General features: G+C 64.8%; 14 protein-coding genes. 6 read left to right on the top strand and 8 right to left on the bottom strand.

The genetic code is table 11. From position 1 onward, the window contains the following. Positions 1-8 precede the first annotated feature (8 nt). The gene (locus AC629_RS26560) at positions 9-779 is read right to left on the bottom strand and encodes an ABC transporter substrate-binding protein (RefSeq protein WP_084807872.1); all 771 of its coding nucleotides are present in this window, start codon (positions 777-779) and stop codon (positions 9-11) included. Between the two features lie 179 nt (positions 780-958). Here AC629_RS26560 and AC629_RS26555 point away from each other — a divergent pair, with 179 nt between their 5' ends. After that, positions 959-1,603, top strand: a complete 645-nt coding sequence (locus AC629_RS26555; protein ID WP_084807871.1) for a helix-turn-helix domain-containing protein — start codon at positions 959-961, stop codon at positions 1,601-1,603. A gap of 155 nt (positions 1,604-1,758) precedes the next feature. On the opposite strand, the gene AC629_RS26550 is transcribed toward AC629_RS26555, so the two are convergent. Together AC629_RS26550 and aptA are read right to left on the bottom strand one after the other, a co-directional pair. After that, on the bottom strand, positions 1,759-3,024 hold the full coding sequence (locus tag AC629_RS26550) for a D-amino acid dehydrogenase (RefSeq protein WP_084807870.1): 1,266 nt from the start codon (positions 3,022-3,024) through the stop codon (positions 1,759-1,761). A 71-nt stretch (positions 3,025-3,095) separates the two neighbouring features. Further along, positions 3,096-4,424 (bottom strand): omega-aminotransferase AptA, encoded by a 1,329-nt coding sequence (gene aptA, locus AC629_RS26545; RefSeq protein ID WP_084807912.1) that lies wholly within the window; start codon positions 4,422-4,424, stop codon positions 3,096-3,098. Positions 4,425-4,573: 149 nt separating this feature from the next. On the opposite strand from aptA, the gene AC629_RS26540 reads away from it, so the two are divergent. Together AC629_RS26540 and AC629_RS26535 are read left to right on the top strand one after the other, a co-directional pair. Beyond that, positions 4,574-5,122: a cupin domain-containing protein gene (locus tag AC629_RS26540; RefSeq protein ID WP_074123004.1), complete on the top strand. Its 549-nt coding sequence runs from the start codon at positions 4,574-4,576 to the stop codon at positions 5,120-5,122. A gap of 215 nt (positions 5,123-5,337) precedes the next feature. After that, a complete protein-coding gene (locus AC629_RS26535) occupies positions 5,338-6,870 on the top strand; it encodes a lysozyme inhibitor LprI family protein (protein WP_084807869.1) in 1,533 nt (510 codons plus the stop codon). Positions 6,871-6,933: 63 nt separating this feature from the next. Here AC629_RS26535 and AC629_RS26530 read toward each other — a convergent pair whose 3' ends face one another. The 3 genes from AC629_RS26530 to AC629_RS26520 are packed head-to-tail and all read right to left on the bottom strand — an operon-like array spanning position 6,934 to position 10,731. Then, a complete protein-coding gene (locus tag AC629_RS26530) occupies positions 6,934-9,189 on the bottom strand; it encodes a xanthine dehydrogenase family protein molybdopterin-binding subunit (RefSeq protein WP_084807868.1) in 2,256 nt (751 codons plus the stop codon). Further along, positions 9,182-10,237 carry an FAD binding domain-containing protein gene (locus AC629_RS26525; protein WP_084807867.1) on the bottom strand — a complete coding sequence of 352 codons (1,056 nt, stop codon included), beginning with the start codon at positions 10,235-10,237 and terminating at the stop codon, positions 9,182-9,184. Before AC629_RS26525 ends, AC629_RS26530 begins: the two co-directional genes overlap by 8 nt. Next, entirely contained in the window at positions 10,234-10,731 is a 498-nt protein-coding gene (locus AC629_RS26520; protein WP_084807866.1) for a (2Fe-2S)-binding protein, read from the bottom strand. The genes AC629_RS26525 and AC629_RS26520 overlap by 4 nt, the downstream gene beginning before the upstream one ends. A 240-nt stretch (positions 10,732-10,971) precedes the next feature. Here AC629_RS26520 and AC629_RS26515 point away from each other — a divergent pair, with 240 nt between their 5' ends. Next, entirely contained in the window at positions 10,972-11,610 is a 639-nt protein-coding gene (locus AC629_RS26515; RefSeq protein WP_210419113.1) for a TetR/AcrR family transcriptional regulator, read from the top strand. A 104-nt stretch (positions 11,611-11,714) separates the two neighbouring features. Here the strand turns inward: AC629_RS26515 and AC629_RS26510 are convergent, their stop codons facing one another. Together AC629_RS26510 and AC629_RS48990 are read right to left on the bottom strand one after the other, a co-directional pair. Beyond that, a complete protein-coding gene (locus AC629_RS26510; protein WP_084807864.1) occupies positions 11,715-12,980 on the bottom strand; it encodes an MFS transporter in 1,266 nt (421 codons plus the stop codon). Continuing rightward, positions 12,919-13,323 (bottom strand): hypothetical protein, encoded by a 405-nt coding sequence (locus tag AC629_RS48990; protein WP_245332005.1) that lies wholly within the window; start codon positions 13,321-13,323, stop codon positions 12,919-12,921. The genes AC629_RS26510 and AC629_RS48990 overlap by 62 nt, the downstream gene beginning before the upstream one ends. 27 nt (positions 13,324-13,350) lie before the next feature. Between AC629_RS48990 and AC629_RS48985 the strand changes: the two genes are divergently transcribed. Beyond that, complete coding sequence (locus AC629_RS48985) at positions 13,351-13,575, top strand: hypothetical protein (RefSeq protein WP_245332004.1); 225 nt, start codon at positions 13,351-13,353, stop codon at positions 13,573-13,575. Positions 13,576-13,650: 75 nt separating this feature from the next. Continuing rightward, positions 13,651-13,935, top strand: a complete 285-nt coding sequence (locus tag AC629_RS48980; RefSeq protein WP_084807862.1) for a hypothetical protein — start codon at positions 13,651-13,653, stop codon at positions 13,933-13,935. The last annotated feature ends 8 nt before the right edge of the window (positions 13,936-13,943 follow it).

The raw sequence follows: 13,943 nt of genomic DNA, 5'->3' as shown, positions 1-13,943 counted from the left end.
TCTATCGGTCAGCCCTGTGCCTTCAGGCCCCATTTGTCGAGGATCTTGTCGATAGTGCCGTTGGCCTTCAGCTTCGCGAGCGAGGCGTTGATCTTGCCGAGCAGCGCAGTCTCACCCTTGCGCAGGCCAATGCCCACCGAGCCCATGGTGACGGGCTTGTAGCCGTCGACGAGACGCACCTCGGGGAAACCGCCCTGCTTCAGATTGTAGGCGAGGATCGGATAGTCGGCGTAGCCGGCCTTGAGGCGGCCGGTGTTCACGTCGCGCAGGATGTCCGGGATGGTGTCGTAGGCCTTGACGTCGGCGAACAGGCCGGACTTCTTCAGCGCGTCGACGAAGGCAGTGCCGACCTGGGCCCCAACCGTCTCGCCCTTCAGATCATCCTGTGTCGCATAGGCCTTGGTGTCGCTCTTCGGCACCACCAGGCCTTCGCCGTAGGTGTAGATCGGGTCGGAGAAGTCGACGACTTCCTTCCGCGGCGGGGTGATGAACATCGCGGCCGCAATGATGTCGATCTTGCCCGAGGTGAGCGATGGGATCAGCGCCGAGAACTGCATCGGCTCGATCTGCACGTTGAAGCCCGCATCCTTGCCGATCTCGGTGACGAGATCGACCATGATGCCCTGGATGGTGTTGGTCTTGGTGTCGAGGAAGGTGAAAGGAATGCCGGTCGGCGTCGAGCCGACCTTCAGCACCTGCTGCGCCGAAGCCGGTGCCGGTGCCACGGCGACTACTGCGAGTGCCGCGACCGCGGCCTGAACAAAACGCTTCAACAGCATCGCATCCCCTTTGGGCTTGCCGATAACGGCGCTCGCGCATGTCGTAATCGCAGACGTTGCGGGCCAAGCCGTTTCGGCCTATTTTCACCAATATGAAAATTTGGTCACACTTTCGCGGACGATGCAAGCGGTTTTCATGCACATGAAGGAAGCGGTTTGACGTGAGCGGTGGCAAAAGAATGCGCAAACCGGCCGCCGCAAAGCCGGCGAAGAAGGTGAAGGCCAAGGCCATTACCAAACAGGCCGAGCCCGCGATGGACGTTGCGGTCGGCCGCCGCATCCGCGATCTCCGGCGCGTCAGGCAATTCTCGCTCGAAACGGTGGCAGAGCGCACGGATCTTTCGATCGGCTTCCTCAGCCAGATCGAACGCGGACTGTCGTCACCATCGCTCCGCGTGCTCGCAACATTGGCGGACGTGCTCGGCGTCGGCATCGCCGCACTGTTCGGCGCAAGCCCGAGCGCCGATGGTGCCTCCGATCAGGTCGTGACGCGCGAGCTGCAGCGCCCCGAACTGAAACTCTGGCGCACCGGTGTGTCCAAGCAATTGCTGAGCCCGGCGACCGCGGACAACCACCTCAATCTGTTCCTGGTACATCTGGAGCCCGGCGGCTCCACTGGCGATGAGCTCTACACCCATGACGGCGAGGAAGCCGGGCTCGTGCTCGAAGGCGAGATGATGCTGACGGTGGACAGCGAGACGTGGTCGCTGAAGACCGGCGACAGCTTTAGATTTGCGAGCCGCCGGCCGCACCGGTTTTCCAATCCGGCGAAAGATGCGAAGGCAGTCGTGCTGTGGGTGAATTGCGTGACAGGGACGGGGTAACTGCTCACCCTCTCCCCGTTCTTACGGGGAGAGGGTCGGGGTGAGGGGCCCTCTCCACGCGAACGGTGTGAGCGAAACTCGCGGAGACTCCCCCTCACCCGGAATTTGCTACGCAAATTCCGGCCTCTCCCCGCACGCGGGGAGAGGCGAAGAAATCACCCAAACCTGTGCGCGTACCGGTCCACCGTCAGCGCGCTGACGTCGACGTCCGGCTTCTTGCCGGAGAGCATGTCCGCGAGCACGCGGCCGGAGCCGCAGGACATGGTCCAGCCGAGCGTGCCGTGGCCGGTGTTGAGGTGCAGGTTGGCGTACTGCGTCGGACCGATCACCGGCGGGCCATCCGGCGTCATCGGACGCAGGCCGCTCCAGAATGTCGCCCTGGAGAGATCGCCGCCGCGCGGGAACAGATCAGTCAAGAAGTGATCCAGCGTGGCGCGGCGCGCGTCATAGAGCTTGGTAGAAAAGCCCGAGATTTCGGCGGTGCCGCCGACGCGGATGCGACTTCCAAGGCGCGTGATCGCGACCTTGTAGCTCTCGTCCATCACGGTCGATTCCGGCGCGCCGGAGGCATCCTTGATCGGCACCGTGATCGAATAACCCTTCACCGGATATACCGGCAGCGAGATGCCGAGCGGCGCAACCAGATGCGACGACCAGCTTCCGAGCGCGAGCACGTAAGCGTCGGCCTGCAACATGCCGGCGCCGGTCGCGACACCGCTGACGCGCGCGCCGTCTGTTACGATGCGATCAATGCTGGTGTTGAACATGAAGCGCACGCCGAGCGCCTCGGCATGCTTGGCCAGCGCCTGCGTAAACATGTGGCAGTCGCCGGTCTCATCTTGCGGCAAGCGCAGTCCGCCGACGAACTTTTCCTTCACACCGGCGAGCGCAGGTTCGACCGCAATGCAGCCTTCGCGGCTCAGCACCTCGAAAGGAACGCCATATTGCTTGAGCACGGCGATGTCCTCGCCGGTACCGTCGAGCTGGGCCTGGTGGCGGAACAGCTGGAGCGTGCCTTGGGAACGCTCGTCATACCTGATGCCGATGTCGCGGCGCAGGTCACGCAGACAATCGCGGCTGTATTCCGCGATCGGGATCATCCGGCTCTTGTTGACCGCGTAGCGCGCGCTGGTGCAGTTGCGCAGCATCTTGAGCAGCCAGACCCACATCACGGGATCGAGCTTCGGCCGAACCACCAGCGGACCGTGCTTCATCAGAAGCCACTTGACCGCCTTCACCGGCACGCCAGGGCCAGCCCATGGCGAAGAATAGCCGGGCGAGACCTCGCCGGCATTGGCAAACGACGTCTCCAGCGCCGGCTCGGGCTGACGATCAACGACCGTCACCTCGTGACCGGCACGCGCAAGGTAGTAGGCAGAGGTGACACCGATGACACCGCTGCCGAGAATCAGAACTTTCACGCTTCGTTAAACTCCTGCGATATCACGCTCGCCGCTGCAGGATTAAACTCCCTCAGCGGCGAGAGCAATTATCAAGCCACCTTCTTGATGGCGTCGCCGAGGATCGAGACCATCTGGTCGATGTCGCTCTTCTCGACGATGAGCGGAGGCGACATCGCGAAGGAGTCACCGCTCATGCGCAGGTAGAGGCCGGTATTGAAGCAATCGACCATGACGTCATAGCCGCGCGCGCCGACAGCGCCGTCACGCGGCGCCAGCTCGACCGCACCCATCAGGCCACAATTGCGGATATCGACGACGTTGGGCAAGCCCTTGAGCGAGTGCAACGCGTCGCGCCAGTATTCGGCGATCGACGCACCGCGCGTGAGCAGACCCTCGTCCTTGTAGATGTCGAGCGTTGCGATACCCGCGGCGCAGGCCGTCGGATGCGCAGAGTAGGTGTAGCCGTGGAACAGCTCCATCTGGCTCTCCGGACCGACCATCAGCCCGTCATGCACCTTGCGGCTCGCGAACACCGCGCCGCAGGGAATGGTGCCGTTGGTGATGCCCTTAGCCGTCGTCATCAGGTCCGGCGTGACACCGAAGAAGTTGGCGGCGAACGGCGTGCCGAGACGGCCGAAGCCGGTGATGACCTCGTCGAAGATCAGGAGGATGCCGTGCTTGTCGCAGATCTCGCGCAGGCGCTGGAGGTAGCCCTTCGGCGGCGGCAGCACCGCGGTCGAACCCGGCACCGGCTCGACGATGACGGCAGCGATCGTCTCGGCGCCGTGCAGGCCGACCAGGCGCTCGAGGTCGTCGGCGAGCTCGACGCCGTGATCGGGCTGATCCTTGGCGAAGGCGTTGCGGCCGAGATCATGGGTGTGGCGGATATGGTCGACGCCAGGCAAATGCGTCGCGAAGGCGCGGCGGTTGGCGACCATGCCGCCGACCGACATGCCGCCGAAGCCGACACCATGATAGCCGCGCTCGCGGCCGATCAGGCGGGTGCGGCTCGACTGGCCGTTGGCGCGGTGATAGGCGAGCGCGATCTTCAGCGCGGTATCGACCGACTCCGAGCCGGAGTTGGTGAAAAAGATGCGGTCGAGGCCCTTCGGCGCGATCTCGGCGAGCCGCTCGGCGAAGTCGAACGCCAGCGGATGGGCCATCTGGAACGACGGCGCGAAGTCCAGCGTCATGAGCTGGCGCTCGACAGCTGCGGCGATCTGCTTGCGGCCGTGGCCGGCGTTGACGCACCAGAGGCCGGCGGAGCCGTCGATCACCTTGCGGCCGTCGACGGTGGTGTAGTGCATGCCCTCGGCCGAGGAGAACAGGCGCGGCGCCTTCTTGAACTGACGGTTGGCCGTGAACGGCATCCAGAACGAGTCGGTCTTGATAGTGTTCGGAATCTGATGAAGGCTCACGGGCCACGCTCCTTTGCTGACCCACAAGCAGAGCCACGGCTGCAATAGGTCAACAAGTCCTTTTTTGGAGACCTGCAAACCATTGATTTAACTGGGTCAGCCGGTCCATATTTGCGCGATCCGCAACACCTGCAACAGGGACCAAGGGCATGAGCGTCGACATCGGTGGACGGCTGCGATTCATCCGGGCGCGCCACAAGCTGTCGCAGCGGGAACTTGCCAAACGCGCCGGCGTCACCAATTCGACGATCTCGCTGATCGAATCCAACCAGATGAACCCCTCGGTCGGAGCGCTCAAGCGCATCCTCGACGGCATCCCGATGGGGCTCGCCGAATTCTTCGCGCTGGAGCCGGAGAGCCGGCGCAAGATCTTCTACCGCGCGGAGGAGCTGACGGAGGTCGGCAAGAAGCCCATCTCATTTCGCCAGGTCGGCGACAATCTGTTCGGTCGCAGCCTGCAGATTTTGAAGGAGCGCTACGAGCCCGGCAGCGACACCGGGCGCGTTCACCTCGTCCATGAAGGCGAGGAAGGCGGCATCGTGATCTCGGGAAAGCTCGAAGTCACCGTCGAGGACGAGCGACGCATCCTCAATCCGGGCGACGCCTATTATTTCGAAAGCCGCCGCCCTCATCGCTTCCGCTGCGTCGGTGGCAAGCCGTGCGAAGTGATCTCGGCGTGTACGCCGCCGACGTTTTGAAGCGCGAACGACCGCATCCGGGATCTTACGGGGCCACCGATATCTTGCGGAGCTTGAGGCATCGCAATCTCCGCGAGCCAAACAAGGCCCCTCCGGCGTAAGCTGAACTAAGTCGGGTCACGAAAGCAGATTTACCGGCCCCCTCCTGAACCGGGAAGACATTGCGGGCGACCAAAGGGCGGAACCCCGACCCGCTTCGTCTACGAGCCGCCCCCATGTCCGCCTTTTTCCGCGTCGCACTGCTTGCTGCGGTGGCGTCGCTTGCCTCAGCCACATCTCACGCGATGGACGCTGACCTGCTCGCCAAGAGCCGCGAGCCGACTGCCATCGCGCTCTGCGGTGAGGTCAATAGCGACGGCATCGGCTTCACAGCGGCAGACTGCAACAAGGCCGGTTACGACAAGCTCGTCGCTGCGATCGACAGATCGTTCGATGCCGCGCTGGCGAAAACGCCGGCCAATATCCGGCCGCTTCTGAAGCGTGATCAGGCCTGGTTCAACGAAATGATCCTTGAAGCCGCCGGCACCGTCCAGGAAGCCGACGAGGGCGAGCTTCGCGAAAACTTCGTCGCAACGCTTCGCAAGCGCGCCGCGGTACTGGACGACGTCGCACAGGGATTTGGACGCAGCGGGCTCGCCGGCAAGTGGGTTTATGCGTTCGGGAGCGTTGCACTGACCGCGGCCGACAACGGCACGTTTCGTCTCGCGACGGACATGCAGGCCTATTACGGCAGCGACAAGCATCGCTCCTGCAGGTTGAATGCGGTCGTCGCGCCGGCCGCGGGCGGCTGGCTGAGTGGCCCGATCCTGCCTCAGGAGGGCAAGCCGGCACGCGCCGGGGAGCAAAAGACGACGGCCGAGGCGAAGTCTCTGAAGCCACCGTCCATCAAAGTTCGCCATCAGGGCGACTCGCTGCGCGTCGTCATGATCGACGGCGATAACGAATGGAACAACAAGCGCGACGACTGCGACTACATGTGGCAGATCACGGGCAGTTACTTTGCGAGCGGCCGGCAGGATGCGGCCGATAAGGCCGACACGAGCTTCGTGATGCCGACCTTCGACTGCCTGCGCCCGGACACCGCGACCGACGAAGAAATCTGCGCCGACCCCGACCTCGCCGAAAATGACAGGCGGCTGAACCGCGCCTGGAAGGCACTCCTCCCGAAGCTCGACGATGCGACCCGGCGCGCACTGACGGAAGACCAGCGCAACTGGGTCGGTGCCCAGGCACAAGAGTATCCCGAATTCCTGCATCCGGCCTGGGAGAAACAGACGGCGCAGATGCATTTCACGGCCAACGCGCGCGACCACGTCGATGGCCTCCAGCGCGAGCGTATCGCGTTGCTCGAGGGCTTCGACGACAAGCGCACCGGTCTTGCAGGTGTCTGGCTGGCTTACGACGCCATCATCAAGATCACCGTCGACAAGGAGGGCCGGCTGAAGGCGAAGGGCTGGAAGTGGGATCAGGGTGACTGGAAGGCGGGCTGCGACTACGACATGAACGGCAAGATCGCCGATGGCACCTTTCGCTCCGACCAGCAACGCAAGAACCCCGACACGCTGGAACGCGATCACGCCATGCTGATCGTAAACCGGCTCGATGATCTCTTTGCAAAGAAGCGCACGGGCAAGGAGAACGAGGATGAGGAGAAGTGCAGGCGCAGGCTCGACAACTCCTCGACCGCGAGGCTTTTTCCTGCCCGTCCCTCGCCCGACATCGACAACCTTCCCGGCTTTATCCGCTAGCCGCACTCGACCGGCGAAGGCGTCATGCTGCCGCAGCACGCGGCAGCATGACGAGCATCAGAGCTATTTCAGCAACTCCTCGATCCGGATCGGAAAGCGACGGACACGTACGCCGGTCGCGTGCCAGACCGCGTTGGCAACTGCGCCGGCGCTGCCGGTGATGCCGATCTCGCCGACACCCTTGATGCCAAGCGCATTCACATGCGGATCGTGCTCCTCGACCGTGATCACGTCGAGCGGCGGCACGTCGGCATTCACCGGGATGTGGTATTCGCCGAGATTGGCATTCATGATCCGGCCACTGCGGCGGTCGGTGATGGCTTCCTCGTGCAGCGCGAAGGACATGCCCCAGATCATGCCGCCGAAGAGCTGGCTCTTCACCAGATGCGGATTGACGATGCGCCCCGCCGCGAACGCGCCGACCATGCGCGTGACGCGGATCTGGCCGAGCTCGGGATCGACCTTCACCTCCGCGAACACCGCGCCGTGCGCGTGCATCGCATACTCTTCCATCGCAGCAGGATTGGGCGCGCCGGTGCCGCGGGCTTCGACCTCGGCGACGCCGGCACGCGCGAGGATCTCGGCATAGCTCTCACTGCGGCTTTCGTCGTCGCGACGGATCAACCTGCCGTCGCGCGCAATCACGCCGGCATTGCCGGCGCCGAACAACGGTGACCGCTCGTCACCGGTTGCGAGATCGGCAAGCTTGGCGATGACGGCTGCGCCCGCACTGTGAATCGCAGCACCGGCGGTCGCCGTGTGCGCCGAGCCGCCGGCAATGCCGGCATCGGGCAGGTCTGATGTACCCGCCTTGAACTCGACGCGGTCAATATCGAGACCGACCGCATCAGCCGCGATCTGGGCGAGCGCCGTCCAGGCGCCCTGCCCCATGTCGTGCGCGCCGATTTCCATCGCGCCGCGACCATCGCGGCGGATCGCCGCGCGCGCTTCGGCCTGGAACATCAGCGCCGGGAAGGTCGCAGTACCCATGCCCCAACCGACCAGGAGGCCGGAATCGTCACGCATCCGACGTGGCTGCAGCGACCGCTTTGACCAGCCGAAGCGCGCCGCGCCCTGCTCGTAGCAGGCACGCAGCGCCTTCGAGGAGAAGGGCTTGCCGGTCATCGGCTCGACCTCGGCGTAGTTCTTCAGGCGGAAGGCGAGCGGATCGATGCCACAGGCCCAGGCCATCTCGTCGATCGCGCTTTCGAGTGCGATCGATCCGGTCGCCTCGCCGGGTGCGCGCATGAACAGCGGCGTGCCGGTGTTGACGCGCACAGCGTCATGCGAGGTGCGGATCGCAGGAGCCGCATAAAGCGTGCGCGAGGCGTCGGCCGCGGGCTCGTAGAAGTCGTCGAACGTGCTCGAGACGGTCCTGGCGTGGTGATCGAGGGCGGTGAGACGTCCCTCGCCGTCCGTGCCGATACGCAACCGCTGACGCGTCGGCGCGCGATGGCCGACCGGACCGTACATCTGCTCACGGCGCAGCACGAGCTTGACCGGCTTGCGAACCAGCTTTGCGGCCATGACGCCGAGCACTTGCGGGCCGGCCATGAATCCCTTCGAGCCGAACCCACCACCGAGGAAGGGGCTGCGGATGTGGATCTTGTCGTGCGCGATACCGAACAATTCGGCAACGCGCGCAAGCGACAGCATGAGACCCTGGGTAGGCATGTCGAGTTGCAAACTGTCGCCGTCCCAGGCGGCGACGATGGCATGCGGCTCCATTGCGTTGTGATACTGCGGCGGCGTCTCGTAAACCGCCTCGATGTGCTTCTCGGCCAAGGCAAGGCCCGCCTCGACATCGCCGCGGTGATTTTCGGTGGGGTTGCCGACACCGACGACGGGCGGCACGAAGCTCTCGCCGGCATCCAGGCCAACGAGCGCAGGCAGCGTCTCATAGCGCGGCGCCAGCAGCACCGCGCCTTCCGTCGCCACCTCCAAAGTTTCGGCGATCACGACGGCAATAGGCTGGTTGGCGTAGCGGACCTCATTGCTCTGCAACACCTCCATCCGGAACACGAACGGGTTGGTCTTGATTTCAGGATCGATCGCGAGCGGCGGCTTGTGGTCCGGCGTCATGACGTCGACGACGCCGGGATGGCACTTGGCGGCAGTGACATCGAGCGAAGTCACTCGGCCGCGCGCGATGCTGGAGACCGCCATCACCGCAAACAGCATACCCGGCGGATGATTGTCGGCGGCGTAAGTCGCCTGCCCCCTGACCTTGAGGATGCCGTCACGGCGGGTCAGCGGCTGGCCGATGTTCGAGCCGTGGCGCAGGTGGGCGGGCGCGCTGGTCAGGTTGAGCTCAGGCATGAATGGCTCCGGACGTCGAGGCAAAGGGTGAGGCCGGCAGCGCCGGCATACGCGCCGGCGTACCGGCGGCAGCGAGGGTCAGCGCGCGCACGACGATGCGGCGCGCGAGCGCGATCTTGAAGGCGTTGTCGCCGGACGGCTTCGCGTCGGTGAGTGCACGCCATGCGGCTTCCTGGAAGACATCTGCGGTGGGCGCGACGCCCCTGAGCACGTCTTCCGCGGCACGGGCGCGCCAGGGTTTTGCGGCGACGCCGCCGAGCGCAAGCCGCGCTTCGCTGATCTTGCCGTTCTCTATCCGCAACGCGGCCGCGGCCGAGACCATGGCGAAAGCGTAAGACGTGCGCTCACGAACCTTGAGATACCGCGCATGTGCGGCAAAGCCGCGCGCCGCAGGCGGCAGGCGGACTGCGACAATCAGGTCGCCGTGCTCGAGCGCCGAGTCGCGCTCCGGCGTGTCGCCGGGCAGGCGATGCAGTTCGTCGAGCGCAATCTCGCGCCGGCCGTTCTTGCCCTCGATCTCGACGATGGCGCCAAGCGCGACCAGCGGCACGCAGAAGTCCGATGGATGCGTGGCGATGCAGTTCTCGCTCCAGCCGAGCACGGCGTGCGTGCGGTTCTCACCGCCGCGGGCATCACAGCCGCTGCCGGCATCGCGCTTGTTGCAGCGGCTGGCGGTGTCGTAGAAATACGCGCAGCGCGTCCGTTGTAGAAGATTGCCGCCGACGGTGGCGGCATTGCGCAGTTGCGCCGATGCGCCGGAAAGAAGGGCTTCGGCGACGACCGGATAGGACTTTGCGAATTCTGGATCATGCGCAAGATCCGCATTGCTTACGAGCGCGCCGATGCGCAAGCCGCCATCGGCGAGGCGCTCGATTGCATCGAGGCCCTCAAGATGCGTGAGATCGACGAGGCGATCCGGACGGCTGACGCCGCCCTTCATCAGATCGAGCAGATTGGTGCCGGCAGCGAGATAGGTCGCACCCGGCTGCGCGGCAGCGGCGACCGCCTCGGCGACCGTGGCAGGCCTGACGTAATCGAACGGTTTCATGCGGAGCGCCTCTGATTGGATTCATCCATGCCGGCCTGCGCTTCGAGCACGGCATCGACGATGCCGGCATAGGCGCCGCAGCGGCAGAGATTGCCGCTCATGCATTCGCGGATGCGCTCGGGATCGCTACCGGCCTGGGCTTCACGCATCATGCCGATCGCGCTCATGATCTGGCCGGGCGTGCAGAAGCCGCACTGAAATCCGTCATGGGCGATGAAGGCGGCCTGCACCGGATGAAGCTGGTCGCCGCGCGCGACGCCTTCGATGGTGACGATGTTGGCGCCGTCATGGCTGATGGCGAGCGCGAGGCAGGAATTGATACGTTTGCCGTCGACGAGAATGGTGCAGGCGCCGCATTGGCCGCGATCGCATCCCTTCTTGGTTCCGGTCAAATGGAGGCGCTCACGCAGGAGATCGAGCAGCGTCACGCGCGGATCGTCGAGGACGAATTCGCGCCGCGCACCGTTCACGGTGAGGCTGATGGAGTGGTTCATACAAGGCTCCGATCAGATATGGACATGAGTGATCGTGCGGCGCGCCACCGACGTGGCCGCCGTCGATATCGCGCCGTTCGGACATGATCCGGCCGACGTGTCAGCGGATATACGGAGGATCCCTCCGGTTAACAAGGGCCGCCGGGAAAATATTGGAATCCGTCAAAAGCCCGTGCGCAAACAACGCGGTGCAGCCCTGCATGGGTTCAATCTAACCAATTCGTGATCTACATTGCTGGCATGGATGACCACACCGACCAGACCCGCAAGCCGCGTGCCGATGCCGTGCGCAATCGCGAGCGCGTGCTTGAGGCTGCGAAAGCCGTGTTCAACGCCGGCGGTCCGGAGGCGAGCCTGGAGGCCGTGGCAAAACGCGCCGGCGTTGGCATCGGCACGCTCTACCGCCATTTCCCGACGCGCGAGGATTTGTTCGAGGCAGTCTACCGGCGCGAGGTCGAGCAGCTCAGCGAGCTCGCCGAGCAGTTGAAGAATGCAAAGGACCCGGTCGAGGCGCTGCGGCGCTGGCTGCGCTCCAACGTCGAATTCGTTGCCACCAAAAAAGGCATGTCGGCCGCGCTGGCGCTGACGTTCCAGAGCACGTCGGAGCTCGCGGCGTTCTCGATGGACCGGCTGACCAAGGCGATCGGCTCGCTGCTCGACCGCGCGGTCGCTGCCGGCCAGATGCGTGGCGATGTCAGCCCGGAGGACCTGCTCAGGGCCCTGGTCGGCATGTGCTACATGCACGACCAGCCCGGCTGGCAATCGTCGGTGCTGCGCATGCTCGACGTGTTCGTCGACGGATTGCGCGTGCAGCCGGCCGGCAAGGTCAAGTCGAGCGCTGCCAAACCGGCGAGGCCGGCTGCAAAGCGGAAGCGGTAGCCGCGCGCGCGGATGTGCCAGAATCGACGCCGCCGCGTCGGAGCAACACACTCGGTCAGTGCGAGCTGGGGAGCCGATACGCCTCGTATCGAATCCCGTCGCGCTCAGGCGGCGTATTCCGGCCTCGCCTTCACGACCTTCATCCGCGAACGGATCAGCAACGTCAGGACGATGCCGACATTGACCGCGTTCCAGGCGACGCCGTTGGCGAACGCCGCGGCATACGAACCGGTCGCATCAAAAATGACGCCCGACACCCAGCCGCCGAGGGACATGCCGAGCACGGAGGCGAAAACCACGATGCCGACGCGCGTTGCGGCTTCGCTCGCCGGCATCGCCTCGCGCACGATGATGGCGTAGCTCGGCACGATGCCGCCCTGGAACAGGCCGAACATCGCCGAGATCAGATAGAGCGAGGTGAGGCTGTCGAAGAACAGATAGAACACCAGCGCAAAGCCTTGCGCCAATGCCCCGACCAGCAGCGTGGGGATGCCGCCGATCTTGTCGGCGAGGTAGCCCGAGCCGATCCGGCTGACGATGCCGCAGGCCATCATCAGGGACAGCATCTCGGCGCCGCGCGCCACGCCATAACCGAGATCGCCGCAATAGGCGACGATGTGGACCTGCGGCATCGCCATGGCGACGCAGCAGGCAATGCTGGCGATCGAGAGCAGCACGGTCAGCGTGTTGGTCGAGAGCTTGAGATCGACGCGCGGCGGCGGCGCGTTGGCGTGGTCGCGGACCTTGTCGTGGCCCATCTGCATGCGCAGGACCAGCACAAGAATCGTCATCAGAATGGCGCAAACGATGCCGATGCCGATATGGGTCGTGCGCCAGCCCGCGGTTTGCATGCCCCAACTCACGATCGGCGGCCACATCGTGCCGGCGACATAGTTGCCGCTCGCGACGATGGTCACGGCCAGCCCGCGATAGCGCTCGAACCAATGCGAGGCCTCCGCCATCAGCGGCGCGAAAGTTGCCGAGGTGCCGAGCCCGATCAGGAAATAGGCCGCCACGAATTGCCAGAGGTGGGTCGACAATCCCGCCAGCACATTGGCGACGCCGAGGAAGGCGATGCTGATCGCCATCGCCGGCACGATGCCGAAACGGTCGGTGACCTTGCCGGCGATCACGCCACCGAGGCCGAAACCGAACATCATGAGGGTGAAGGCCAGCGACACTGCGCCGCGCGTGGCGCCGAATTCAGCCTGCACGACGGGAATCACCACCACGATCGCCCACATGCCGACGGCTCCGATCGAACCGATCAGAAGCGCAATGACGAGCCGCACCCACGCCTGACGGGAATCAGGGGTGAAGGAGGCCGGTCTCTGTCCTGGATGATTTGGTGCGTGCACGGGCCGGACCATGTTCGCTGATCGCCGCGCGGTCAAGCATCGTGCCGCGATAATGGGCATGCGCTGTGCACTGCGGTAAGAAGAGCTTGGCGAAACGCCGCTTTGCAATTAGGTTGCAATCCGCGCGTGCGACATTGCCGCGCGCAAAGAGCATGTCGGCGGAATGTTGCTGCAATTGACGCGATCGATGCGGATCAGGGTGGGGCGGTTTGTCGCCCTCGCCTATTTGTTCTGCGTCCTTGCGCCGGCCGCAGCTCTTGCCTGGGGCAGTGGTCCAGCGCCATGCCTTGGCGATGACCTTGTGCTCGCCGACCTCGTGCCGGCGCATCACCAGATGCAGGCCGACCACCTGCATGGCAACGTGTCGCATGACCACACGGGAATGCACGCACATCACCAAGCTGCCGCGCAGGACGCACCGGTCCACCACCATGACGGCAAGGGCAAGGCTGGCCCGTGTTGCGCGATGATGTGCGTGAGCGCGCTGCCGGCCGATCTATCTGCTGTCGCCAAGCCGGTTCAGCCGGTTTCCGCCTGCTCGCCCGAGATCGTAGCCAGCCTGCACAGCGGACCGCCGCCCCTGCTCTACCGCCCTCCCATCGCCTGATCTGACACACGACGACGTCAGGCCGAGCGCACATCTACGCGCGCCTGTGGTCTTCAGACAGATCAGGGATAAATCATGCTTACGCTTTCCGGGGCGAAGTCCGCCGCCGCATCCGCGGCGCGTGGAGGACACTTTCGATTCTATTGGCCGCTGCTGGCCTTAACTGCATTGGCGTTGTCTGGCTGCATGCCGGCAACGACACAAATGGCCGGCGTGGATCCGGCCGATCCGGCAGCGAGGGTCGCGCGCGCCGGCTATCGTTCAACTATCACGCCCTACAACAGCCTGCGGCCTGCGACGCCCGCGTCATGGCGCGAGCGCAACGACGGTGTCGCGCCGCCCGCCCGGCAAGACCGATAGGAGCGCGC

Origin of the sequence: Bradyrhizobium sp. NAS80.1, from assembly GCF_001908205.1 — a bacterium.
In the GTDB taxonomy this organism is placed as follows: domain Bacteria; phylum Pseudomonadota; class Alphaproteobacteria; order Rhizobiales; family Xanthobacteraceae; genus Bradyrhizobium.
Note: the sequence above shows the minus strand (reverse complement) of the source record. Positions and strands in the feature narration are given on the sequence as shown.